General features: G+C 36.9%; 23 protein-coding genes. 11 read left to right on the top strand and 12 right to left on the bottom strand.

Annotation, left to right across the window (positions count from 1 at the left end; genetic code table 11):
• Positions 1-69: 69 nt before the first annotated feature.
• The gene (locus tag PLJ10_10450; protein ID HOK10069.1) at positions 70-453 is read right to left on the bottom strand and encodes a zf-TFIIB domain-containing protein; all 384 of its coding nucleotides are present in this window, start codon (positions 451-453) and stop codon (positions 70-72) included.
• A gap of 96 nt (positions 454-549) precedes the next feature.
• On the opposite strand from PLJ10_10450, the gene PLJ10_10445 reads away from it, so the two are divergent.
• Entirely contained in the window at positions 550-2,007 is a 1,458-nt protein-coding gene (locus PLJ10_10445) for a sulfatase-like hydrolase/transferase (protein ID HOK10068.1), read from the top strand.
• A 115-nt stretch (positions 2,008-2,122) separates the two neighbouring features.
• On the opposite strand, the gene PLJ10_10440 is transcribed toward PLJ10_10445, so the two are convergent.
• Positions 2,123-2,995 (bottom strand): hypothetical protein, encoded by an 873-nt coding sequence (locus PLJ10_10440; protein HOK10067.1) that lies wholly within the window; start codon positions 2,993-2,995, stop codon positions 2,123-2,125.
• Positions 2,996-3,582: 587 nt separating this feature from the next.
• Here PLJ10_10440 and PLJ10_10435 point away from each other — a divergent pair.
• Positions 3,583-5,394, top strand: coding sequence for a hypothetical protein (locus PLJ10_10435; protein HOK10066.1), 1,812 nt, complete (start codon positions 3,583-3,585; stop codon positions 5,392-5,394).
• A gap of 200 nt (positions 5,395-5,594) precedes the next feature.
• On the opposite strand, the gene PLJ10_10430 is transcribed toward PLJ10_10435, so the two are convergent.
• The 5 genes from PLJ10_10430 to PLJ10_10410 all read right to left on the bottom strand — a co-directional run bounded on the left by PLJ10_10430 (position 5,595) and on the right by PLJ10_10410 (position 10,383).
• Complete coding sequence (locus PLJ10_10430) at positions 5,595-6,332, bottom strand: hypothetical protein (protein HOK10065.1); 738 nt, start codon at positions 6,330-6,332, stop codon at positions 5,595-5,597.
• Complete coding sequence (locus PLJ10_10425) at positions 6,299-7,687, bottom strand: hypothetical protein (GenBank protein HOK10064.1); 1,389 nt, start codon at positions 7,685-7,687, stop codon at positions 6,299-6,301. The genes PLJ10_10430 and PLJ10_10425 overlap by 34 nt, the downstream gene beginning before the upstream one ends.
• 16 nt (positions 7,688-7,703) lie before the next feature.
• Positions 7,704-8,495, bottom strand: a complete 792-nt coding sequence (locus tag PLJ10_10420) for a cohesin domain-containing protein (GenBank protein HOK10063.1) — start codon at positions 8,493-8,495, stop codon at positions 7,704-7,706.
• A 10-nt stretch (positions 8,496-8,505) separates the two neighbouring features.
• Positions 8,506-9,810: a hypothetical protein gene (locus PLJ10_10415; GenBank protein HOK10062.1), complete on the bottom strand. Its 1,305-nt coding sequence runs from the start codon at positions 9,808-9,810 to the stop codon at positions 8,506-8,508.
• Positions 9,811-9,882: 72 nt separating this feature from the next.
• Positions 9,883-10,383, bottom strand: coding sequence for a dockerin type I domain-containing protein (locus PLJ10_10410; GenBank protein ID HOK10061.1), 501 nt, complete (start codon positions 10,381-10,383; stop codon positions 9,883-9,885).
• A gap of 310 nt (positions 10,384-10,693) precedes the next feature.
• Here PLJ10_10410 and PLJ10_10405 point away from each other — a divergent pair, with 310 nt between their 5' ends.
• Positions 10,694-11,965 (top strand): putative DNA modification/repair radical SAM protein, encoded by a 1,272-nt coding sequence (locus PLJ10_10405; protein HOK10060.1) that lies wholly within the window; start codon positions 10,694-10,696, stop codon positions 11,963-11,965.
• Positions 11,946-12,671 (top strand): TIGR03915 family putative DNA repair protein, encoded by a 726-nt coding sequence (locus PLJ10_10400; GenBank protein HOK10059.1) that lies wholly within the window; start codon positions 11,946-11,948, stop codon positions 12,669-12,671. The genes PLJ10_10405 and PLJ10_10400 overlap by 20 nt, the downstream gene beginning before the upstream one ends.
• Here the strand turns inward: PLJ10_10400 and PLJ10_10395 are convergent.
• The 4 genes from PLJ10_10395 to PLJ10_10380 are packed head-to-tail and all read right to left on the bottom strand — an operon-like array spanning position 12,646 to position 15,587.
• Positions 12,646-13,257: a hypothetical protein gene (locus PLJ10_10395; GenBank protein HOK10058.1), complete on the bottom strand. Its 612-nt coding sequence runs from the start codon at positions 13,255-13,257 to the stop codon at positions 12,646-12,648. The genes PLJ10_10400 and PLJ10_10395 overlap by 26 nt on opposite strands.
• Positions 13,254-13,550, bottom strand: coding sequence for a hypothetical protein (locus tag PLJ10_10390; GenBank protein ID HOK10057.1), 297 nt, complete (start codon positions 13,548-13,550; stop codon positions 13,254-13,256). The genes PLJ10_10395 and PLJ10_10390 overlap by 4 nt, the downstream gene beginning before the upstream one ends.
• Before the next feature lie 16 nt (positions 13,551-13,566).
• Positions 13,567-14,019, bottom strand: coding sequence for a hypothetical protein (locus PLJ10_10385; protein HOK10056.1), 453 nt, complete (start codon positions 14,017-14,019; stop codon positions 13,567-13,569).
• Positions 14,016-15,587: a sodium/solute symporter gene (locus PLJ10_10380; GenBank protein ID HOK10055.1), complete on the bottom strand. Its 1,572-nt coding sequence runs from the start codon at positions 15,585-15,587 to the stop codon at positions 14,016-14,018. Before PLJ10_10380 ends, PLJ10_10385 begins: the two co-directional genes overlap by 4 nt.
• A 296-nt stretch (positions 15,588-15,883) precedes the next feature.
• Here PLJ10_10380 and PLJ10_10375 point away from each other — a divergent pair, with 296 nt between their 5' ends.
• The 7 genes from PLJ10_10375 to PLJ10_10345 all read left to right on the top strand — a co-directional run bounded on the left by PLJ10_10375 (position 15,884) and on the right by PLJ10_10345 (position 24,941).
• Complete coding sequence (locus PLJ10_10375; protein ID HOK10054.1) at positions 15,884-17,017, top strand: uroporphyrinogen decarboxylase family protein; 1,134 nt, start codon at positions 15,884-15,886, stop codon at positions 17,015-17,017.
• 114 nt (positions 17,018-17,131) lie between these two features.
• Positions 17,132-17,707 carry a hypothetical protein gene (locus tag PLJ10_10370; GenBank protein HOK10053.1) on the top strand — a complete coding sequence of 192 codons (576 nt, stop codon included), beginning with the start codon at positions 17,132-17,134 and terminating at the stop codon, positions 17,705-17,707.
• A gap of 242 nt (positions 17,708-17,949) precedes the next feature.
• Positions 17,950-18,876, top strand: a complete 927-nt coding sequence (locus PLJ10_10365) for a PmoA family protein (protein ID HOK10052.1) — start codon at positions 17,950-17,952, stop codon at positions 18,874-18,876.
• Between the two features lie 28 nt (positions 18,877-18,904).
• Positions 18,905-20,185 carry a Gfo/Idh/MocA family oxidoreductase gene (locus PLJ10_10360; GenBank protein HOK10051.1) on the top strand — a complete coding sequence of 427 codons (1,281 nt, stop codon included), beginning with the start codon at positions 18,905-18,907 and terminating at the stop codon, positions 20,183-20,185.
• 28 nt (positions 20,186-20,213) lie between these two features.
• Positions 20,214-21,053 (top strand): sugar phosphate isomerase/epimerase family protein, encoded by an 840-nt coding sequence (locus PLJ10_10355; GenBank protein HOK10050.1) that lies wholly within the window; start codon positions 20,214-20,216, stop codon positions 21,051-21,053.
• A 121-nt stretch (positions 21,054-21,174) separates the two neighbouring features.
• Positions 21,175-22,710, top strand: a complete 1,536-nt coding sequence (locus PLJ10_10350; protein HOK10049.1) for a DUF4855 domain-containing protein — start codon at positions 21,175-21,177, stop codon at positions 22,708-22,710.
• Positions 22,711-22,934: 224 nt separating this feature from the next.
• Positions 22,935-24,941 (top strand): NPCBM/NEW2 domain-containing protein, encoded by a 2,007-nt coding sequence (locus tag PLJ10_10345; protein ID HOK10048.1) that lies wholly within the window; start codon positions 22,935-22,937, stop codon positions 24,939-24,941.
• Between the two features lie 114 nt (positions 24,942-25,055).
• Here the strand turns inward: PLJ10_10345 and PLJ10_10340 are convergent, their stop codons facing one another.
• Positions 25,056-26,450 carry an MFS transporter gene (locus tag PLJ10_10340; GenBank protein ID HOK10047.1) on the bottom strand — a complete coding sequence of 465 codons (1,395 nt, stop codon included), beginning with the start codon at positions 26,448-26,450 and terminating at the stop codon, positions 25,056-25,058.
• Between the last annotated feature and the right edge of the window lie 165 nt (positions 26,451-26,615).

Genomic DNA, 26,615 nt, shown 5'->3' with positions numbered 1-26,615 from the left:
TGTTATATTTGTATTTAAGAGGTGGGTATAAAATAAATTGGAAAATTGGAAGTTTTATTGAATAGATGATTACATTTTATAAGAAAAGACTTCTGTGAGCCATTGGAGGAAAACGTGAGTTCCTGGAAATTCGGGGAGGTCTCGGACAAGAATTTCAAGTTCGCCTCGATCAAACCAGAACCCATGTCGATTCGGACAAACATCATAAATTATGCGGTTATTTTCGGGAAGGGATACCTTTTGCATATTAGTTCTACAACGGGGACATAGTTTCTTTACTTCGTTGGTCATTGATGTTGTGAATAGAGTTTGCTCATCAAAATCAGCCCCTAATATCAATGGCAATTCTTCCGAGTCGAGCCAAACACCTAAACATTCTGGGCAAAAGTCTATCTCTATGTCATTATATTCCATAATGAGTAATATTTGTTTTTTGCAGTTAGGACAAAACATAGAAAGTTTTCGCTTTTCTTTTTTAGTTGCTTTTATTATAATAGCAAAATGTATATAAAAATAGTAACTTTTGTTTTTTTTTGTAAGGAGATAATTATGCCGATGAATCGAAGGGAATTTTTACAGGGTGCGATTACGACAGGTTTGTTATTGCCAAATCTCCCGTTTTGTGAAACGGACTATAAAGAACATAATGTAGTCATGTTGATGTCGGATGAACATAATCCACGATATACATCAGTATATGGTCATCCTTTTGTGCAGACTCCGAACATGGAACGAATGGCAAAAAGTGGCGTTGTGTTTGAGAATGTATACTGCCCGTCGCCATTATGCCTTCCGAGTCGAAGTTCGGTAATGAGTGGATTATACAATCATGAGACGCAATGCTATAGTAATTGCACGTTATTTTTGGATGATTTCCCTAACTATGGTTCTATTCTGGCGAAACAAGGAGTACATACAGTCTATATCGGTAAGGCAGATGTGTACAGAAAAATCGAGAATATGGGATTTAGTGAGGTTTATTATGGTTGGAACCGTGGGACTCCAGGAGATACTGCTATTCAGCGGAAGCCGTTGCATATCCGCAAAGGGGCTGGGAAGGAACGGGCAAAAGGTTGGGGAGCACAAAAAAATCCACATCAAAGAGACCGATTAATGGTGGACACTGCAGTTGATTGGTTGAAAACGAAAGGGACGCAATTAGATAAACCGTTTGTTTTGTGGGTAAATGTTGTTGCACCACATTTTCCTCATTTTACAGAGCCGAAGTTTTGGGATATGTATGAAGGGAAAGGTGATGTTCCACAGTATGGACCTGACCAACCTTCTGCACAACATCCTTATGCGGTTGATTTGCGAAACCATTTTGAAACAGACCAGATTCAAGGGGAGGATGTATTGAGACTGAGACAGGGATACTATGGTTGTGTTAGTTTTGTGGATGAGATGATAGGAAAAATTTTAGATATACTGGAACAAACGGGACTGAATAAGAATACGGTATTTATATACACATCTGACCATGGAGAGATGTTGGGAAAATTTGGTATGTGGTGGAAATGCTCCATGTTTGAGGATTCTGCTCGTGTGCCATTGCTTGTCTGTGGTCCTGGTTTTGAGGAGGGACGACGTGTCCGAACACCGATAACCACATTAGATGCACAAGCGGAGTTCTTCCATGCTACAAAACGGCAACGACCTAAAAGTTGGAAAGGTACCGCTTTACAAAAATTACAGAAAGAGAATCCAGACCGATTCGTTTTTGCAGAGTATCATGGACACGGCACGCGGGGTAGTAGTTTTATGGTTCGTAAAGGAGGATGGAAGTTTATTTGGAATTCAGATGCACCTCATCAACTATTCAATTTAGATGAAGACCCAGAAGAACTTAACAATTTGGTCAAAGACAGTATGAATAATACCCCCTCTATTGTCCGCGAACTTGATGATTACCTGCATTCCATTTGTGACCCTGTCATAGAAACACAAAAAGCAGAAATGAAAATACAAAGACAATTGGAAGAGATACGTAGGATAGAGAAAGGATAATAGACATAGCACTTAAAAATGTATACTCTGTCTGCATAATAGGTCGAACATGTAAGAGAGGATAAGAGGAAGAGTATAAATTTAATTTATGGGCTAAAATACGTGTCCATAAAACTCAAAAATTTATTTTTACTCCAGTAGTAGCAACAGGTCCTTCAATTTCATTCTTATGTTCCCTTTCGAAACTCTTTATATCAAAACCGAATAAATATCCTATTCCCATAAAAACATCTGTCCGTCGAGTTACAGGAACATCCGACACAACACATGGAATAATGGAAATAATATCTATTCCTTTCGTTTTTTGATATGTTATTGGGATATCGAACAATTCTACTTTTCCCTTCCCAGACGCTTCAAAATGTGAGTAGTTAATAATTAAGGATAGATAAGGTTTAGTTTCGAGAATTGTTCGTTTTAGTCGACTTAAAAATTTTTCATGTTTAATAGAATCAAATTTGGTTTTTCCAAATGGAAAATAATCCATCCCTGTTTCAACAAGAAGTTCGATCCCTTTAAGGTCTAAACGAAATTTTAAAGGTCCGTAACGATGGCTATTATTAATTTCCCATAATCCACCGCCCAATCCGATCCAAAAGGAAAAATAGTTTCCACAGTGGAGACCAACTCCTGCCCAAATGTCACCAAATAACCCTATTCTTCGCATGTCTCTAAATGTTACAATATCGTGCCATCCTGGTATTGTTCCTTTTCCTATCTCATTAACTATGTAAACTGGTTTTTCTGAATTCAGTTCAGGAAAATATGCATAGTGTCCTATCAGAAGGTATAACCCTTTTGTCTTATCTATAGACACATCTTTAGTTTCTTCTGAATCATTACAAACGGTGGTGCCTCCTTTTATTGTAAGACGTTCGTTTTCTATATCTGATGGAGAGATGTCCTCTTCCTGTGATTGCTCCAAAATTGAATTTTGTTTATCGTCAGCACGGATAGGTAACGAACTTATAATTAGGAACAAAATCAAAAATATTCTCCCTTTAAGGAGATAATGACTATAAGTCGTTTTATGAAATCTATTAATATCGGGTGAATTTCTCTCTCTTTTGTGTAACATCTACTATCTATACGTTTCGTTGTGAAATTTTATTTCAAAATTCCTGAATAGGCATCATGGTTTTATATTATAAAGCAAATTCAGTATAAATGGAAAGATATTTGAAAATCTCTAAATGAAGTTCATTTAAGGGCTATATAAAGAGAAAGGAGAGAAAAAAACGGAAAGAGAGGCGAGTTTAGTAAATAATAACAGCAAGTACGTCGATGCATTGTAGTTTTAAAGTGGAGGAATTAGTGGACACGGGGATAAAGGAGTTCTATCGTTACGGTGGATATATGAGTTGAGAATGTGGGGTAGACCATAAAGTAGTAGAGTGACGTTTCAAAACAAGACGAAGTTGAATAAGTCAGACCGAGATCTGTTCTAATTCTCATCAGATTTTATCTAACGATAACGGGTAAACACATAGGTCTGTACCTACACAATATTTTGCCTCATAAAAACATGTATAATGTATATAAAACCTCTCTAATTACTTGTTCAGAGACATAATTATGAAATATCAAAAAATAAAATGGAAGTCTTTCCTTGTATTATTGCTAACTTTTTTCATGTTTTGGATTCATTTTCCATGCTCTACAAATGAACCTTGGGATTTTTTCTCATTGCATGCGTTTGACCATTTAGATAATTTGGATAAACAAGCAGAACCTGCATATCAATGCGGTGTGTCTGTTATTTATGCAACGGGGGTAGGTGTATGTGGATACATGGGTATTCCTTCCTCTGAGCAATGGGAAAAGACTAAACAGGATGTTCAAAAATATGTCCAACATGCAAAATCTCTTGGCATCCCTGTAGTTTTAGGTTATTTGTGTTCTACTTCTATTGTTGGGATAGAAACCTTCGACAAGAATTGGCAACCTGAACTTAAACAACAATTCTCGAGCACACCTAATAATTGGCTTCAACAAAATATAAAAGGAGAACCCCTCCCTTCATGGTATGGTGGTGATTATCATCCTGCGTGTATGAATCATCCTGATTGGCGAAAATATGAAAAATATATGGTGAAAACGTCATTAGAGATTGGATTAGATGGTATCTTTTTTGATAATCCGACGGTGCATCAACAGGGATGCTACTGTCCTTATTGTATGCATAAGTTTTTACAGTTTCTTGAATCCAAAGGGGAAAAAGTTGAAGACACCTCATTAGACGCATTGAGAGAATTAACACAAAAGAAACCTGTTGAATTTAAACAGTTTCGTTGTACCATTGCTCGCGATTTTCTCTCAGAGATAAGGAATTATGCCCGAGAAATAAATCCCAAAGCCCTTATTACTGCAAATAATAGCCTTAACACTCCAGAAGTGATGTTCTCTCAATGCCATAGATATGCATACAATATAAAAGAGATGAGTAAATCTCAGGATTTTGTTGTTATTGAAGATATGCGGTCAACACCGCGTCGCACTGCCCAGGGGAAAATAATAGAGTGTAGCCCTGTGTACAATCTGGTAAATTCTGTCATTGGTTCAAAGTCATTAGTGGCTGTAACTATAGCCGATGGGGATTATCATACGCCACCTAATCTCACGAATCTGGCTATATTCGAAGCATTTGCTCGAAATACAAATTATATGCTCTGGCCTACCTGGGAAGAATCCCAACGTGAAAAGATGATTCAGGGTATTCGTCCCTTCGTGCAGTGGCTTAAACAGAATGCTTCCCCGATAATCACGTCAAAACAGAGATACGATGTATTATTATATTTTCCTTTTGATGAATGGATTGAACACGAGGATTGCAAGGAATTAAACATAGCAAAACAATTAACTCAAGCGAATATTCTTTATGCAGTTGCATCAGAGGATAATATAGAAAAATATTTTTCCGTAGCCAATATAATACTTGCCTCTGAACCAGGGCTTATTCTGCCTTCACATTCCAAGTCGATATTTGAACTATGTAAGAGACATAACAAAACGTTTATTGATACATCAAGTCACACATTTTTAACGGAATTATACTCACATCTTCCTCATCCATCATTAAAGATAACAGGAGACGAAATGATACGGGGTGTAATAAGAGAAACAGCGGAAACTATTTTTGTTCTACTTTATAATTTAAACATCGAACGCATTTCTTCCTATGAAGATAAAGTAGTACCTGCTCGAGATATTTCTATTTCCATCCGAGTTTCTAATTCTCCTATTGGTAAAGTATTATTATCCACACCTGAAAAGGAACAAAATATTGAAGATTTTAAAATTACCAAATTAAGTGATAATCAGGCATATCTCACATTCCATATCTCAGAATTACCTCTCACTGCCATCATCTCAATAAATCACTTATAAGAAAATATTGTCAAAGTACCAAAAACTATAAATATCTTTTTCCTACGAAGTTACCACGAATTAAGATTGAGAATTACACAAATAAATAAAAGTAGTTTCTAATCTCTTCCCCATTATTGCTATTTTACCCCTCTATACATATTAATTATTGTGAATATATAATGTGAGAAGGTGTAAGTATTTTAAAGTTTAATGTAAATTTACTTCTTTTTGGGTTTTTTCTTTTTAGGTAATGTGGGTTCTTTTTTTTGTCGCTTAAAATATAACACGGAGGTAGTGAGAAGAAATAAAATTATTAGGGTGATGATTATAAAAAGAATTGGTTTGTTTCGTATATTTGAGGTTGTTTTTTGGTCTATTGTTGTTCCTTGCTGAGGTGGTGTTGTATTTTTAGTCTGCTTGTCGGGTTCTGATGTAGAATTACTTTCTGAAGTAGTACTGATTTCTCCTGGAAAAGTAGTGCAAGGGAGAGAATTCCCTTCTGGGTCTGCTATTACTGGGTTGGTCAATTTTATAATCTCTTTCCCTTGTGGCATTCCTTCTGAAAATTTGATATGTACGGAGACAAGAGTCCCACTCTGAATAGATTCCTGATTTAAGCCTGCAATAATAGTTCTGTAAATTCCCCGATTAATTTGGTTAAATGATACCATTTTCCCTGCTTGTTGAGCAGATGTGCCTACTGTCATCTGTGAAATGGTCATCCATGTCGGTATATTAATATCAAACTGCACCCCAGATACTTTTTCGGAAAGTCCTGTTTTAATTTCAATCGGAATAATTACTTCCTTTTGTCCCTGTTCTAATTTGATCTTGGCAGGTTCGATTGCTACTGCATAGGTTAAATTAGGGACAACTAACCAACAAATAAGGAATAGAATCATTCGATATAGTAGTGTTTTTTTTATGGTGTGTTGGAGCTGTCTTTTTTGTTCCATGTAGGTATATATTGAAGTAAGATTGTTGAACTGGTCAAAAGGAACAATGTGCCTATAATTGCTATCGACAGTATAATTAAAACGTTTTGAAACGTAGTAATATCCGAAGTAGAACTCCTCTTTGTTTCTATTGTAATACATTCTCCTATCCTTCCTTTTGTATTTGAAACATAGGGTATATCCAGAGCAAGGGAGATAGAACTATTAATATGTTTTTTATCATTTGGATACACTTGTGACGCATCTTGTTCATACTCTTTATAGATGTCTGTTGTTTTAGCATCTAATGCACCTAATATAGAAACATTCGTATTTTGTCGACCTGTCAAGTTCTTTTCTCCAACAGGTTTTGAGGTAATTGAACGAGATACAGAATCTTCGTTTGAAGTAATATTCTGGTATGAGTTATAAACATCTTCTCGTTGTGAGATTGTTCGGGGTAATAAGTTGTTATTTGAATTTACAAATTTCGGATAATTGGTTTCCTTCCTTGTATCTGTGTTCAATTGTTGTTTGCTATGTGTTATATTTTGTATTTTTCCGCTTATGTTATCATCACCAAAAGTGGGAGGAAGATAACCATAACCAGATTGATTCAACAATTCATAGTCTTTTGTCATTATTTGAGTTTGAGATATTGTGTCTTCTGTTTGTGAGATATTCTGGTTATGGTTAGACAAAAAGGATTCGGGTTTGTGCATATTATCTTGAGTGATATGCTGGATAGATGTATTGTTAACATCGTATTCCAATCTTTTCTCTGGTTCTATTAATGTTTCTGAACTCGATGTCTCAGTCCTATTCTCCGAAGTGGTATTCTCTGCCTTTTCACCTTCTGCAGATAAATCTGTGTTAATTTCCCCTTCAGTAACAGTGTTGTTTTTAACATTTCCTGGAACCGATGTCCCATTTGGTGATGTAAATACGATTTGAGTGATATAAAATCCTTGAAATGGTATTTGTTCCGTTACTGGCGTGAATATCATCTCACATAATGTACCCGAAGGAATGAGGGTATTGTTAAACCCAATTATGATAATCCGTAACTGACCATATATATCTGAATATTGTAAGACTTTGCCTGAGTTAGCAATACTTTCCTCCGCAATAATATTTTCTAATTTCCAGTTCGTATTATCATAAATACATTCCAATTGGACACCACTAATAGATTCATCTGGTAAAGTTGATAAATTTATCTTTACTTGGCATAAGTTATCACTGGTTAGTGATGTTGTTTCTAAAACGGCTGGAAATATCCATGTTTGAATAGCAAAAATAACAACAAATACACATACGAAAAGGGAATTGTCCCCTCTCCTGTGTTGTGGTATGTTGTATTTTCGCTTGTTCATTATCACTGTCCTACTCCTATAAAGAGCCTAATGCAAAGCCATCTTCTGTCCCTGATGCAGGATAATACCCACCAAAATTGTAAATCTGTATTAACCGAAGAAGTTCGTATAACTGAATACGCCAGTTTGGTGTCCCATAATAGTCACTACTATGAGTCGCACAATCCCTATTACCTACATTTACACCGTAACCGTCTTCTTCTGTGCACGAACAGTAGAAATAATTGGAGTTATATAGTTGTATCACTCGCAATAATTCCGCCAATGATATTTTCCAGTCATGGTTCTGGTCTGCACTATGATACGAGGTTCTTTGTATGGTTAATGTCCCAGAACCTGTCGTTGTGGGTACTGAAGTGCCTGTTGGACTTGATAGGATAACATTACTTAACGAGAGTAGAACATCCCCAGCAGGAGCTGAAGCACAAGCCTGTAAACTGAGCTCAGCAACGCTCCCGCTCGGGATGATATTCTGATTTAACCCAGCAATTATAACTCGGATGTTCCCTGGTGCTATTTTATTATATTGGAGTTGCTTTTGAGCAGAAATCACTGCATTTCCAGCAGTGATACCTGTAACGTCACATGCTTTTATTTCATAAAGCACATCAAATTGTAAAGCACTAACAGACTCGTTAGAGCCCAGACTTAATGACACATTCACCGTTAGACTGCTTCCTGCATAAGCGGACTTGCTTTCTACGGATAGTGTCGCTGAATACACAGAAGTAGAAAATAAGTTATGTCCTAACACCATTATAGTCATCACAGTTATCCAGTCAAGTCTATAGCCGTTGTATAGTTGCATAGATTCATTTTCATTCTTTATTTTCTGCGTAATCTAAAATTCCATTACCATTTGCATCAATATCTAAATCATTTGGGATACCATCACCATCTGTATCCGTTTCCGTTTGGTTGTCAGGGTCAAGATAGTTTGGGATGCCGTCAAGGTCATTGTCCTCAATAAAATCAGGAATCCTATTTCCGTTAGAATCGAAGACACAACCTGTTCCACTACAAAGGTATGCTTCAATGAAATCGGGGATGTTGTTCCCGTTGGTATCTGTCACCTCGGGAACATCCAATGAATTTAACCATTCCCGAACCTGTTGCTGAAGTTCTTGTTGTAGTTGATTCATGACAGTATCTACCAGACTTTCAATCCCTGGAATGCCAACCTGAGCCAAATAACTTTTTAGCATTTGTGCGAAACATTGAATTAATGGTTGAACCATCTCAGGGTAGCCATTCCTTTCAATACCATTCAGGGAAGGGGTAAGTAATGTGTCGAGATAAGGCTGGATACAGGTCGCTAAATTTTGAATTAGCCCATTGAATAATGTTTCGTTAAATCCTAAACTTTGCAAATATGGAACCGCAAGAAGTTCAGCCTTAAATTGATTAATAAACTGCTCATAAATATCTGGAATTTGATTGTTATTTTCATCCGTAGCTGGTAATGGTTCTGCTATACTACCAAGTAGATGTCTTATATCGGGCAATATGATATTTGCCTGCTGTAAGTTTAAAGTTCCTAATAACAAAGTTTTTCCTGTAGACAGCTGAGTTAATGGAATAGACAACATATTTTGTTGTCCAATAGGTGCAGTAATAAATGTTGACGCTGTAGAATTACCACCAGAAATAGAAGGACGCATGATAGCCAGGGTCCAGGATGCCCCAATTGGGAGGAGCATCCGGAAATTACCATTAGAACCAGATATCTCAGTGGAGACAATGCGACCATCATCCGACAAAGCCACAACAGTGCCTGTGTTCCCCGACAGGTTTGCTCCCTGCTCTAAAGGTACATTCCCTTCAACTGGCTGAACTAATCCTCCAACGCCCAGAACTGTATTAATTAAAATCTGTACATCTAAAATGTCAACCATATTATTCTGGTTAGCATCTGCCATAGGGACATGTTCACCTAACCCTATCGCAATATTAATTCCATTCTGAATATCCAGAATATCAATTTTGCCGTCCTTGTTTACATCACCAAGAATAGCATCCACAGTTCCCCATGACAAGGACGATATTAATAATAGAAATAAAATAGGTGTTATCCTCAATACAGGGGAACATTGGTTTTTGTGAGTATTTAATTGCTCTCGCATATATAACATCCTTCTTTTTTAAGAAAAATCATTGGACTAAAAGTTAGATTAAAGAATATAAAAAGGGATATATTAACTAACAGGTGGGGCATGACAAAGAAAACCTAACAAAAAATAGGGCTCTTTTCCCGATATCTGTGTTTTCTCCCTAAAAATTGTGCATAATTTTTTTGAACCCTGCTCTATATTATTAATAACTGAAAATTGATGCTTTACTATGTTTTCCTTATTACTCTGGCAATATCTGCTCAAAACATTTAATACCGCTTCATGAGCAGGTTTCCCCTTACCTTTTTCTTGCCATTTCCTACTTAAACGATTCAGTAAAAGTTGCAAATCTATAACATCTACTTTACCGTCACCATTCTGGTCTTTAACGGATACTCCTGTTACCTCACCATTTAACAAGGAATGATGTAATAAATTAAGGTCAATTACATCTATCCGCCCATCATTATTTAGGTCTCCTGAACCATATCCCTGCTCAAATTGCCCCGAAAAAATAAATGCACACACAACCCCACTAATGACGAACAAATAACAATATTTTTTCAATCCCACATTATTTACCACATTATAATCCAATAATTTATGTTAATTATACCTGATTCTAATAACAACTTTAAATAAAATTTTGCTTCACAGATCATTATCAATGAAGAGGTCTTGATTCGGAAAAGATTAAAAATTTACTCAGATACCTTTTGGAAAAGGATGAAATGAGAGTCTTGTGTCACTATTGCCTGTCCATCTCGTTCTTTTTATCTATCTATCCTATCTACTCTATTGCATTTTTAATTTTAAGGCATCAATAATAGTGAATAAATTTGCACTACTATATCTTTTGTGTTATGATTATAGATAAAGGTATTGGTTTATTGTTATGTTTATAAAACATTCTCCGTCTGCCCTTCAAAAATTGTCCTTGTTAGTTAATGGGGCAAAATATGATGTTTCTTGTGCCTCAAGTGGTGTTCAGAGGAATGCCACGCTGGGTAAATTAGGTTCTACTCTTAGTGGAGGGTTATGTCATAGTTGGTCATCGGATGGAAGATGTATTTCCTTATTAAAAACATTACAAACAAATTATTGCACCAATAACTGTGCTTACTGTGTTAATCGTTGCAAAAACAATATTGAACGTACCTTTATTCAACCTGATGAGTTAGCAAAGATTACGTATGAGTTTTATCGTAGAAATTATATTGAAGGGCTATTTTTAAGTTCTGGAATTATGCATAATCCAAACCGCACGATGGAGTTGATGTTAGACACTGTAAAGATTCTGCGAACCCGTTATCAGTTTAATGGTTATATCCATTTAAAAATTTTACCTGGTGCTGAGGACAACGCTATTGAGGAAGCCATCCTCTGGGCAGATAGAGTGAGTATCAATATCGAGTTGCCAACTCAATCTTCATTACAACAATTAGCCCCGCAAAAAGATATGAACCAAATTCTCCATACTATTCAGAAAGTTAATAGCATACGTGAACGTCTAATGTATACATATAGGGGAAAAGGATACCTTGCCCGTAGTGGGCAAAGTACTCAAATGGTTATAGGGGCAAGTCCAGAAAGTGATAGGGTCATATTAACACTCACAGAGTATCTATATAAAAAACAACGACTAAAACGAGTATATTATTCTGCATACGTGCCTATTAATGAGGATACCTACCTCCCCGCTATTACCACTAAACCACCTTTACAGAGGGAACACCGACTTTATCAAGCGGACTGGCTCCTCCGTTTTTATGGCTTTTCAATTGATGAAATCCTATCCGAACAAGAGCCCAATTTAAATGAACAATTCGACCCGAAAGTGTGGTGGGCACTAAATCATTTGCACTTATTCCCTATCGAAATTACAAAGGCAGATTTGAATCAGCTTTTGCGGGTTCCAGGCATAGGTCCTATTTCTGCAAAACGAATTCTCCGTGCAAGAAAAGGGACAATACTTGACCTTGATATGTTGAAAAAGTTAGGAGTCGCCATAAAGAGGGCAAAATATTTTATAACTGTTAAGGGGAAATATTATGGGGGGATAGCCTTAAATAGTCCTCACATGTTAGCCACACAGTTAAAAGATGAGAATACTCAAACCTCTACTGACGCAATGGATTTGTTTCAATATGAACTGGCTAACAGATAAAAAACCAGACCACGATACCAATGAATTATTCCCTTCACAAGAAGAAAGAACAATTTCCCAGCTTATCAGAGAACTCCATCACTGTCCAAATACTATTAAAAAAACAATCTACTATTATCTTCTTTCTGAAACAGCTGACCTTGCCTCTATTGAAACATTTATCCGACAATCCATTCAAACAAAGTATAGACCAATAGAAAACATACATAACCCTTCAGTTTACAATATTTTACGGATTGCCCGACAAGTACAACGACAGATTCATAAGTTGCAGGGACTTCTCCGTTTTAAGGAAATAGAAGGTGATTACCTTTATGCTTCGTTCTCCTCTGATTTTGACGTGATTGTTCCATTGACTTTATATTTTTCACAACGGCTCAATACCGAACGTATTATTCTGCACGATACAAAACGACATAAAGCCATGTATGCCGAGCATGGCAAACTTTATACCATACAGGTAAATGGTAAACTTCCTGCAGATACGCCAGAGGAAGTATATTTTCAGACTTTATGGCGACAGTATTTTGAAACGGTAAGTATTGAGCAACGAAAAAATAAAAAACTTCAAAAACAGAATGTCCCATTAAAATTTCAATCATGGGTAAGCGAGTTTAAGAGTAATACAATACCTTTTCCTTATTTACATAAGGAATCTATAGACACAATGATTAAAGACATCATGACCCAAATTTTTGATAAATAAGTGCATTTAAGAAGGCACTACGTATTTGTGGACCTAATTTTTCACCAGAGTAGCCATCTAATAATCGGACGTCTAATGAATAAAATGTTCGAGGGAAATAGCAAGCCCAGATAGGAGTATAAACCAGTTGATACACATCGGAGGTGACCTCATCTGGTGTTATTTTCATGCCTCGTTGACGTAACAGTTGTTGCATTAAGTTATACTCTGCAATTTGTTTTACTTCATCTAAAGAAATGTTGGGTTCGACAATGAGGTGATAATTTATTTCAGGATTCTCATGGACATCACGCATACGTTCAAACCGAGCTGTTGTTTTTGACCATGCATCCACAGCAATAAATGTTTCTTGCATCTTTTCTTTCCCTGAACATAGCCGAAAACGAACAATAAATGTAGGCCAGGCAACAAGCTCATAACGTGGTAAATTTTGGACTGGTAGAGGAGAAGTTTGACCAAAAATGGAAAATATGGGGTATATCCATTTTAATCGCAAACGGTAAAGCCATGGCACAGGTAGATGTAAAGGAACCTCCCTCTCACTATATCGCAATGGAATATAGCCAACAGGTATAGATATATTCACGAGGCAATTCTTTTCCGAATAACAAAACCGTAGAATATAGATCCAACACCGATAAGTGTCATCACAAGACCACAAATGAAATTAACAACGGCAGGCCGAATATCCCCTGATTGTAATGTAAAAACTGTTCCGAAAATAACAGGCAACCCTAATGCAACAATGAAAATTCCTAATGCAATATATAATTCCGCATCACGTCGAGCTAACTGCACGCCTGTATTCCGAACATCATCGATTCGATGCATTTCTGAACGTTGTTGCTGGTCAGTAGTCGGTTTTTGTTCTTCTGACATCTTTTCTCTCCTATTATTAAAAGTAAAAATAAACTATAATATGGGGAAGCATAGAAATAATCGTCCAAATTCTCAAATCAGTCCATAAACTTTCATTTGTTCTTCCTAAATTTACGTATTCCTTTTTCATCCCAAAACACACCCAAAGCATCGTCCCCAAAAACATACCCAGTGCACAGATTTTTGCCCATGGTTGATATGTTTTCTCTAAAAACCTATTGATAGGCTTAAATATAGGGCTTACAATTGGGTCAAAAACTCTGCCTAACCAGTCTAAAAAAGCGAGCCAACCATCTACGACCTTATCTGCAAGATGAAAAATAAATGATACTTCAACCTTAGGAACATCCAAATCCTTTGCCGAATTTTCCTGTGCATAGACATTATTGGAAGCTGTCATCAAAACTGTAATTATAAGAAGAGATAGGAAAAACAAATTAAAGTGTTTTAAATGTGTGCGGTTAATCATGACTGAATCCTTTCTGCGAGAGCCTGTTGTGCTTTTGTATCATGAACTACCGAGCCCCAAACCAATCCGCGGATTTTTTCCTCAGATTCAGGGGGTGTAAGCAAACTAACAATCACAATAACAATTAGGGAAAATACAAAAGACCACATCGAAACAAAAAGGAATGGGTCTTCTGCTGGGAAAAGATTCGGTACACACCAAAGCACGAAGCAGAAGAAAACCCCCAAAACCAGACCTGCCAATCCTCCCCAACCTGTCGCTCGTTTCCACATAATACCGAGTAGAAGCACAGCCAAAGATGGACCCTGAAACAATGATAAGATTGTTTGGATGAAGTTATATATACCACCTACCCGCGAAATTTGCTCTGCAAACAAAGCACTGGAAATAATTAAAAATAGAGTAAAACCTCTTCCAACATATAAAGCCTGCTTCTCGTCTAAAGAACGTCCTTTTCCTAACGTCCATAATTTGTTAAAAATATCCGTAACAAAGATAGTAGACGCAGAACTTAACGTTCCTGAAATACTGGACATTAACGCTGCAAATAATGCGGCAAACATAAGCCCACGAAGTCCTGGGGGTAACATCATTCGAATCATTGTCGGAATTACTTTGTCTTGCTCATGAAGGATAATATTCCGTTCATGCAGATATACAATAGCACAAAGTCCTGGCAATGCAACCATAAGCGGGATAAATGATTTTAAAAACCCAGCCATAAGCATCCCCGCCTTTGCATCCCATTCTGAACGGGCACCTAATGTGCGGTGAACAATTGCCTGATTTCCACTCATATAAGCAATCGCCAACACAATGCCTAAACCGAAAACAATACCAGTCCATGGAAAAGGATTTTCAATGCTATTAGGTAAAAGGATTGTAAAATGATTTGCATACTCAGGACCGAGAGCCTCTATTTTTGCACGCATTACCCCCCATCCACCTACTTCCCATAAACTCAACGCCAATAAGCCCAATCCACCTACATACATTACAACCAATTGCACCACATCCGTCATAACGACTGCGGAAAGACCGCCTGCAAAGGTATAAAATCCTGTTACACCTGCCATAACCCAAACTGTATATATGGGTTTATATCCTAAAATGGTATATACCAAATCATCAGCAGTTGTCCAAAGCATAATCATCAAGGACAATAACATAACTGAGGTCCATATGAGTGCATTTATAATCTGCACAGCTGAATTATATCTTCGACCTAAGAACTCAGGGATGGTAAATACTCCTGACCTCCAAAAATAAGGAACGAATATAAATGCTGCAAATACCATCGCAGGCATAGAACCTAACCAATCAAAATTTGCCGCTGAGACACCATATCGGTATGCATTTCCCGCAACACCTACAAAATCCAAAGCACCAATATCACTTACAACAATTGAGAAGGCAATTGCCCAGAAAGGTAACGCTTTACCCGCAATGAAAAAGTCGCCCGCATTCTCAATATATTTGCTGGTAAAAGTTCCTAATAGGAAACATCCTACCATATATACGCCGATGATGGTCAGGTCTATCCAATGCAGTGTTACATATTCAACCACGACAAAACTCCTTTTATGGTTGAGTTATTTTAATTGTTACTAATATTGTTTCAAAGCTGTTGACGCCCCAATTCCAAATAGTATATCAAAAGAGACTTGAATTGCGAAAAATGGTTTTACATAAAATCAACAAAAAAAATTTAGACTACACTTCTATTCAAAAACAGCAGAACAAGTCACATTAAAATTAAAAATACAGTTACACAAATGCAAAACATATCAGAGATAAAAGATAATATGAATCAAATATTCAGATGAAATTATATACTTGGTAACCAGAGGAATGTGATAAAGAAATGAAGCCATCTTTTATGCAGTATGACACCTCGTACGTAGGTTTATCACCACAAGGTGAAAATATAAAGCGGATGATGTTTTATGATTATCCTAAGTGGGTTCCTGTGCAGGTCTTTTTTTTATCTGCCTGCTTAACTAAATATAAAACAGCCATCAATGAGATTATGGAAAAGCATAAACGATTATTCCCACAATATGATAGAGTTGATGAAAACAATCCTGTGGAATATAAAGATTTTTATGTAGAAGGGGAAGTGACTGATTGTTGGGGATGTGTCTGGAAAAATTTACATGGTGGTATGGTAGGTAAAGTAGCAGGACATCCACTCGAACATTGGGATAATTTCGAGGAATGGAAAAAACATATCCCCAACCCAGAAACCGATGGCATTTTAGGACCTAAAGATTGGGATGGGATAGCAAAAGAAATTCAAAAGAAAAAGGAACAGGGCTTATTCTCGCCCGATTTTGCATTACCTCATGGATTTCATTTTATGTTAATGTGGGACTTACGTGGCTTTGAAAATTTTATGTTAGACATGCTTATAGGTGAACCTCGACTGGGAGAATTGATGGAAATTATTATGCAATATAACAATTATTCTGTCAAAAAGATATTAGATTTAGGTACACCTTTTTTGGGACTTGCAGAAGATTTGGGAATACAGAATAATTTGCCAGTTAGTAAAGAATTGTGGAATAGATATGTAAGACCAGGTTATGAAATCACAGCTGGCGAAGCAAAAAAACGAAGTATCCCTGTGTATCTACATTCTGATGGGCATATATTGCCCATCATACAGGACCTCATCGAGTTAGGAATAACTCTACTTAATCCTCAGTCCCGTGCCAATGGTATTCAACCCTTACGTGAACATGTGTTCCGTAAAGTGGCTATTAACCTCGACCTTGACCGTCAATTATTTCCCGTCGCAGAAAAGGCAGATATTAAAAAGCATATTGATGAAATCTTCGATGCGTTCTATTTGCCTGAAGGCGGATTAATGCTAAATATTGAAATTAATGAAGATGTTCCATTGAATATAATGGATTATCTTTTTTCACTTGTAGAAGATTATTGTGGCTTACCTAATCCAGAAAATACAAATTTTTCAAAAGTAGGGTTGTTTTAGGGACAAGATAAGTCTATAATGGTAACGTAGAGTTTTTACAGAAAAATACTATTAAAACATTAAAAAGATTTTTGTTTTAATAGGAAATCTTAAAAGAGAAAGGATAAACAACCTATGATTTACTATCAACAAATAGCACAACAATGGGATAGACTAAATGCCCTTTCACCAGAAGATGCAAAACTTTTAAATCAATCCATAGAAGACGGAGCTTTTGAAGGGTTTAGCCAGTTTTCTAATCAATTAATGAACGATTTAACTAATTCGTTCCCAATAGTAAAAAATTTCTCTTATAATGATATCAATCAAATTAAAATATGTTTCATGCATGCCGTTTATTCAGGTTACCTTATCTTTGTCGCATATCAATTAATTGCTAACATTAAAAGACCCTTATTGCAACGAGGTATTAAATACGACCCAACCCTGATGACGGAATACAATAATATAATAGTTCCACCTCAACCAAACAGTAAAAATGTAGTATTTTTCAGATTGCTTGATGACCAACCAGCAATTGAACTTCTTTTCGAAAAAGTTACATCTATTGAATTAAATATATTAAAGAAAAATTATCTGGGTTTTGGGGAATTATCATCAAACATCGGATTTAAAATTAGGGATTTGATAGCCCGTGGAGTTTTCATGGGGTATGGACTCGGATATGCTGAACATAGTTTAAGAGCATAGTTTGTTCATTTTTCATTTAAATATGATAAATTTGGCACTTTCTAATATATCATAAATCTTTTGTCTATTCCTTATTATCTGTATATTGTTTAACATTTGCCCCGCTATGGGGTTCTTAGAACTTTAATAAGATAAGGTATTTTACACATAAACTAATCCTAAGTTGAACGGTATCATCATTTCACTGCATAATAAACTATATAATGTAAAAGCAGGTAAACCGTAATATAAAGGAACTAAAAATGAAAAACTGCTATGTATTTATAGCCATAATATTTTTACTTATGTTTACTATAAATACCTTTGCTGAAAATAGCAACATAACCATAAATGATGAATTTTTATCTTTCTTTTATGGCCAGAGGAAAATAGCTGATTACCGATATACAAAAGTCCCATTTAAACCCTATATCAAATGTTTCTATACTCCGTCAGGATTGCAAGTTTTAGAAGATGCTCCACATGACCATCTTCACCATCATGGTCTCATGTTTGCTATTCAGGTAGGTGATACAAATTATTGGGAAGAAAGTGAAAAGAGTGGACATCAAATCCACCAAACATTTTCTGCTGTGAATATAGATACAAATACAACGATAACAATGAGTTCATTTATTGAAGAGTTAAACTGGAAAAGCCCCGCAAATGATACCCCTCAATTAACAGAGATACGGAAAGTTTCATCTGGATATTGGGCACAGGAAAATGCCAATGTAATATTTTGGGAAACACACCTCGAGAATCCATCAGATACAGATACTGCTAAACTTTCTGGGCATCATTACTTCGGATTAGGAATGCGACTTTTAAAGACACCTTTAGAAAATGTAAATATTATTACCCCCGTAGAAGATAATTTGGAGAATGTTCGAGGTGATGAATATCTCCGTAATGCTCCGTGGTGTGGAATTGTGGTAAAAAACGAAATAGGAACGTTCACTTTGCTAATAGTAGACTCACAGGAAAGTCTTCGTTTTCCATCTCGCTGGTTTACGATGAGAACACCTTTTGTGTATATATCTGCAACACGAAACTTATGGAAAGAGACGTTTGAAATACCACCGAAAAATAAAGTGTTATGTAAACATGCCCTTGTTTTATGGGATGGGGAAAAGACAAAAGAGGATTTAGGAAAGGCAGTTGAAGAGATAAATAACGTGTGGAAATAAACATAAAATTATTGTAAGGAGAAACATTATGGAACATTCTCAAATGAAGAAACATCAAAATATGAGTCGTCGTAGTTTTATCAAGACGACAGCAACAGGATTAATTGCGACTGCAAGCGTATCCGCTGTGAAGAGTTCAATGGCTCAAAACAATCGACTGGGAATTGGCGTTATTGGCTGTGGTGGACGTGGTACCCATTTATCTCAGGTAGTAAAACATTTGCAAGATAACGATAAAACAGTGCAGTTCAAGGCATTTTGTGATATATATCGCCCTCGTTTAGATAAATTGGCAGATATTTACGGTGGCAAGAAATATATGGATTATCGAGAATTACTAAATGATAAAGAAGTTGATGTTGTTATTATTGCTACACCTGACCATCACCATGCCCGTCAAACAATAGAAGCGGTAAAAGCAGGCAAACATGTATATTGTGAAAAACCCATGACTCATTGGACACAATGGGAATTAGCAAAACAGATGACAGAAGCAGTAAAACAATCGGACTGCGTCTTCCAAATTGGAACTCAGGCAATGTCAGACAGCGTTTGGAAACAGATGAAAGAACTGGTGGAACAAGGGAAAATCGGTCAACCTGTGCATGTAGAATGCGGTTATTTCCGATTAGGTGATTGGGGCGAAAGAGGTATGCCAATTGATGACCCCAACGCTAAACCTGGACCCGACTTAAACTGGGATGCGTTCTTAGAAGATGCTCCAAAACGTGAATTTGATGTTAGTCGCTTCTTCCGCTGGAGAATGTATGCAGATTATGCTGGTGGAATGTCCACAGATTTATATCCCCACATATTAACTCCTGTTGTCTATACTATCGGCGTCCACATGCCGAAGATTGTCGTCGGTATCGGTGGCAAATTACGCTATGAGGAAAGGGAGATTCCTGATACGTTTGACATGCTTATTAATTATGATAATAAAACTGACTTGGCACTTTTAGGCACGCAGGCAAATGAATATCAGGGGACATCCCTTCGTGGACAAAACCGAGTCCCTGTCATTCGTGGATGGGAAGGGACGTTAACAATAAACGAGGAAGATATCGTGTTCTGGCCTGCTAAAGCACTTAAAACTCAAAACCCCGAAAAAATACCCATTCAAAAAGGAGAAAACTTGACCGATTACCTCCGCAGTTTTATCGATTGCTGTATACGTAAAGATAAAAATACATTAAGCCCGATTGATATGGCATTCGAAGTCCAGACAACATTGATTATGGGTATGCTGTCATGGAAAAACAGTAAGATGTACACCTATGAAGATGGAAAAGGACCTGTGGCATTATAATAGAAATTAAACTGAAAAGGATTGAGTTATGGGAAAAATAGGTATCGGAATAAATTTAGAATTTGTCCGCCACGCAGATAAACCCTTCGAGTGGGGTGTCGATAAGGCGGCAGAATTGGGCTATGAATATGTAGAGCCGATGGTGCATTGGGGCAGAGAACTACTCAGCGAAGCAGGTTATTTCCACAGCGTTTCCATGTTAGATGACCCTTACCGTATTAAAAAAGCGTGTGAAAACGCAGGTGTCAAACTATCTGGACTTTCTTCCCATTGTCCACTTTGTAAACCAGAAATCAGCACAGAATATCTAAAACAGGGAATCCGATTTGCTGGAGAATGTGGTGCCCCCGTAGTCAATACTGACGAAGGACCTAAACCTAAATGGACCTCCGTAGAAGAAGACCATGTTCTGATGCGATATGTTCTTATGGAAGCATGTGCCGTAGCAGAACCACGAGGAATCCTAATTGGATTAGAACCTCATCAACAATATAGCAAATCCCCCGAAGGGTTAGACCGTATCTATTCCCTTGTTAAATCCCCCATATTAGGTATCAATTTCGACACGGGCAATAGTTTCCTAAGTGGTCAAGACCCAATTGCATGGCTGGAACATGTCAGTGATAGATTAGTTCATTTACATGCAAAAGATATAGCCATGCAACAGGCAGAAGCAGAGCGAGGGAAAGTTACTGGAACGCCAGTCGGTTGTGCTTGTGGTGATGGCGTTATCGATTGGGCAAAGGTTATTACTATCTTGAAAAAAACATCGCGGGACATCGTTATGAGTGTTGAATGTGGAACTATCGAACAAGCCGAACGGAGTATAAAGTACCTTAAAGAATTACTCAAAACTGTTGAAGGCTGATATCTGATACTATCTAAAAAATATATATACCCATAAATAAATAATACACAGCGAAGAAGCGAAATATACGTTTAACACATAAATAAAATGGGGGAAACGATGTTTAAAAGGTACTACTAAAATGAAAAAGGTTATATGTACTGTATTAATTTTTGTAACGTGGTGTAGCCTTTTTTCTACTGCATCTGTTCAGGCAAATGAAAAGATTAATAACCAATCCCCCTTATTTACTCTACCAAAAAATATGTGCTTAATTTACCACGGCTCATCCACACGAAGGCAGTGGAAAGCAGATGATTTTATACCCTATCTTATATATCATGATAAGGAAACAGCAAACTCAACCCCTCTTTTTGATGCGTTTTTATTAATTGAATATCGTACTTCTGATGGAAAATATTTCTGGGGTGAAAAGAATGAAAAACAGATTGCCGATGTTAAAGATTGGGCATGGTTAGCACAGGTTTGGCATACCTGCCTGAATGAACTAAACGAGGCAGTCAAAAACCTTCACAACAAAAATGTTATAAAAGAAGATATTGGCATTATCATTACTATTCCTGAACCAAGCCTGAATTTTAAAAATTTCGGTTCCCTCTCTGCAGAGGCATCCAATCTAAACTTTCAAAATGAGACAGATAGAATTACCGCAATACGATGGTATATCGAAAAAGTAATTACTGAGTTTTCATCCGCACACTATTCAAACTTAAAACTATTAGGATTCTATTGGCTTGGAGAATCCATACCGCCAGAAATGGAAAACACTGTAAAACAGACTGCCGATATTATACATCAGGCAAATCTCCTTTTCTTCTGGATCCCTTACTTCACTGCAAATAATGTGTGGGCATGGAAAAAGTTAGGTTTCGACTTTATGTTTTACCAGCCTAATTACTTCTTTGAGGGGAAAGGTGGTGATATTCGATTAGGCTTAACTGCTTATCGGGTGGAACAATTTAATTGTGGTGTAGAAATAGAACTGGATGACCGCATTTTAAATTCTGATGTTCACCAATTACGATTCTTAAAATACGTACAAGCGGGTGCCCAGTTTAAATGGAACCAGAGACCAATGGCGTGGTATCAAGCAAATGACACGATATATAAATTAGTTAAAAGCGAAAATGAAAAACAACAGGAGATATATCAAACAATTGCCCGCTTTATAACGCAAACATATCAGCCACCAAGAACGGAACCATCAATATTAGAATATAAAATCCCAGATCACAACGGGTTCAATCTGGCACACCGCAATAACGGCACAAAAGTAATAGAACCATCCTCCGGTTTCTGCCTATCTCTAAATCCGGAATGGGCTATCGATGGCGATGTTGACTGTTACTCTGGGACATCAGGCTTCGCATGCTGTGAGATTCCCGGCAAAATACAGATTCAATTCGCTGATACTGTAACAATAACCTGTGTACAAATGCTTCTGTTCAACCTTGATGAACGATATTATCAATACCGCATCGAAACATCCCAAGATGGTAATAATTGGAAAACCATTATAGACAAAAGTCAGGGCGAATATCGTGGGTGGCAAAAAGATACAGTTTCACCGCATCCTGCCCGTTACTTACAGGTTATCCCCTTACTTAACTCCACAGGACAAAACCTCTTTCAAATCGTCGAATTAGAAGTGTATTAATCTTAGAAAACTAAAAAGGTACCACAAGCATTTTTTGTGCCGACGGGATTAGAAATGCAGAGGATTATATTAAAAAGTGGATTTACATTATATTTATAATGCAACCTTGTAATTATATCGTTGTCGTTTAGATATATCTTGTATAGATGTTCCTATGTTTTATTCTCTATATTTTGATAAATTAAAATAGATGTCCAGAAACATTTTTACTACAAGGAGAAGATATGAATAGTTCAAAGTTGAGTTCTAATAATTACATGTTTAGATTGGGTCTATTATCTTTAATTATGGTTTCCTTAACCATTAACAGTTTTGGTCAGGATAATAAAGTATATTTAGATAATTTAAATTTGAAAATTGTTAAGCAGGGCTGGGGTGAACATCCCAAAAAAAATCTATCATGTATAGGAAATCCGATTAAATTACATGGGCGGACATATAATCGAGGTGTTGGCACTCATGCCAATGCTGTGTTCTATGTTTACTTGAATGGTACAGGCTCGAAATTTGAAGCCACTATAGGAGTAGATGATGAAACAGAAGGCAAAGGGTCTATTATAGCTCGATTTTTTGGTGATAATAAGATTCTATATACGACACGAATATTAAAAGGAGGAGAAAAACCTGAAAAAGTTTCAATCGATTTACGTGGGATAACTAACTTCATAATCTCTGTCAACGATGCCTTTGATGACATATCCTACGACCATGTGGATATAGCGGAAGCAGTTTTTACAATGATAGATGGAGAACCAAAACTTATGGTTCGCCCTAAAGAAGAACCGTATATACTAACGCCACCTTCATCTCCCTGTCCAAAAATCAATAGTCCACGAATTACTGCAGTTAGACCTGGTAACCCCTTTATATTCCGTATCCCTTGCACAGGTGAGAGGCCAATCCAATTTCAACTGGAAGGATTGCCAGAAGGATTAACTGTCAATTCGGAAGGTATTATATCGGGCACAATCGCAAGTCGTGAGCCTAAAACATATAATGTCCAAATCACGGCAATAAATAAACATGGAAAAGACCAGAACAATTTAAGCATTGTTGTGGGAGACACACTGGCACTAACACCACCGATGGGTTGGAACCACTGGTATACCCACTATGACAGAATTACTGCAGACATCATGAAGCAATCTGCCGACGTGATGATTACCTCTGGGATGGCAGATGTCGGTTATCAATATGTAAGTATTGATGATTGTTGGGCAAATTCAGAAAACCACCGTGACCCAATGCGGGTCGGTCCCGCCAGAGATGAGAATAGAAATATTCTCCCTAACAAGCATTTTCCAAGTATGAAGGAACTGACTGATTATATTCATTCCAAAGGGCTTCGTGCAGGTATTTACACGTCACCAGGTCCTAAAACATGTGCCAATTTTACAGGAACCTATGAGCATGAGGAGCAGGATGCAAAACAATTCGCAGAATGGGGCTTTGACTTTCTAAAATACGACTGGTGTTCCTATTCAAGTATCCTGTCTCCTAAGGAAATTGAAAACCTTAAAAAACCTTACCAGAAGATGGGTGCAATACTTAAAAATTTGAACCGAGATATCGTATTCAACCTGTGTCAATATGGCATGGGTGAAGTATGGAAGTGGGGTAAAGAAGTTGGTGGACATTGTTGGAGAACTGCTGGCGACCTCGGCTTTGAATTACTCCAATACCACGAGGTTGCACGAAAAAACGCCAGTTATTGGGAATATGCAGGTCCTGGTGCATGGAATGACCCAGATTATATTCTCATAGGCTATAGTGGAGATGCCACCGTTTTAGGTAAACCCAAGCCTTGTCCCCTTACACCAAGTGAACAATATTCCTACATGTCTCTATGGTGTCTTATGGCTTCACCTTTATTTTACAGCGGTGATATGACACAATTAGATGAGTTTACAAAAAATGTATTGTGCAATCCTGAAGTTATCGAAATCAATCAAGACCCAGCTGGCATTCAAGGACATCCCGTCCTTACTAATAAGGAACTATATTACGAAATATGGTTAAAACCACTTCACGATGGGAGCACTGCCATCGGAATATTCAATTTAGACGAAATTGAACAAAATATTTCTGTGCAGTGGGCACAAATTGGACTGAAAGAAAATCAAAAAGTTCGTAACCTATGGCAACAGAAAGATTTGGGTACTTATGCTAAAGATTTTTCAATAACAATCCCCCGACATGGTGTCGCTTTACTTAGACTTATACCACAATAAATTACATCATATTAATAACATCCAATTCATTAATAGATGGGGTATATATAGGGGTATATATTTGAGGACATTTCTTATGTTTCATTTTGATAACGTTGATTTATTTAAGGCAGGTTAAAAATCTGTATTTGACTTATTTTTATGTAATTTTCCACGTGCAATGGAGGTAAAGATACCTATGAAACACAAAAACGCAAATACCGCAAAAGAAATTTTCATACTTATTAGGAATGTAGGGTAATATTCTGGGGTTATCTGCACATTGCCAATATAAAGCGTTGAAATTAACATAATAATGCCCATACTGGTCATCTGTCCAGTAAGTCGCATAGTGCCCAAAATCCCTGATGCAACACCATAAAGACTCTTTGGTATAGAACTCATCACTGCGTTTGTGTTTGGAGAAGAAAAAAGGGCAAAGCCAATGCCCAACAGTGCTAAATTTGCAATGACAAGGGATAAAGATGTGTTCTTACCTAAAAAAATGAGCATAAACAGGGCTACCGCATTCAAAAACATACCTGAGGATGCAACAAGTTGCGGTTCAATCTTATCAGATGCTCGTCCAGCGAAAGGTGAAAAAATAGTCATCATCAATGGTTGGGCAAGCAAAATCATCCCTGACCTTTGAGGATTAATTCCTTTTATATATTGTAAATACAAAGCAAGTAAAAAAGTAACGCCGAAAGTAGCACTATAATTAATCAATGCGGAAATATTGGAAAAAGTGAAAATAGTGTTATCCCGAAAAATAGTTGTATTAATTAATGGATTTTCTTGGTGTTTCTCCCAAAAAACAAATAAACACAGACATAAAAAACCTACTATGATTAGCCACCACGATAAAGAGCGAGGTAAAATAGATATGCCATACATCAAAGATATTATAGACAGTGGATACAGAAAAAAGCCTAACCAGTCTATTTTCCCATCCTTAGACTCTTTCCACTCACCTTTTAATTTCCAGATAATAAGAATAATGGTTGCTAATCCAATAGGCAAAATGGTAAGAAAAACACTTCGCCAACCTGCATATTGAGTTAAAATTCCACCGAGAAATGGACCGAGAGATAAACCAAGATAAACCGCAGAAGTACTAATACCTATCGCTTTGCCACGTTCCCCAGAAGGAAATACGGAGGTCAAAATTGCCATACCTGTTGCCATAATCATAGCCCCACCAATCCCCTGCAAAACCCTGAACAGGAGTAATGTAAAAATAGATACAGATATGGAACAGAGAAACGATGAAAAAGTGAACAGAATAATACCATAAAGGAACACCTTTTTCCTACCATATAAATCTGCTATCACTCCAAAGGGAACAAGGCAAATTGCAGAGGTAAGAATATAGGACGTGGTAACCCAATTTAACATAACCACACTGGCAGACAATTCCTTACCAAGAGATGGCAAGGTTATATTGACAGCAGAGCCCATAAATGGCGTCAAAAATGAACTTAAAATAGAAATAAAAAGTACCATCTTTTTGGTTGAAGCAGTATCCATTCGCACTCTTCCTAAAAAACAAAATAAAAAATGAAAACAATATTATACATCAAACTATCCCCACTACTGAAAATCACATATAATTCAGCATATACAATAGATTAAAACTGATTAACCACAGAGGATAAGAGGAAAGGATTGAAAAAACTCTGTGGTTCTCTGTGT

It is taken from the genome of Candidatus Hydrogenedens sp. (genome assembly GCA_035361075.1).
In the GTDB taxonomy this organism is placed as follows: domain Bacteria; phylum Hydrogenedentota; class Hydrogenedentia; order Hydrogenedentales; family Hydrogenedentaceae; genus Hydrogenedens.
The sequence above is the reverse complement of the archived record's forward strand: the minus strand, read 5'-3'. Positions and strand labels throughout refer to the sequence as shown.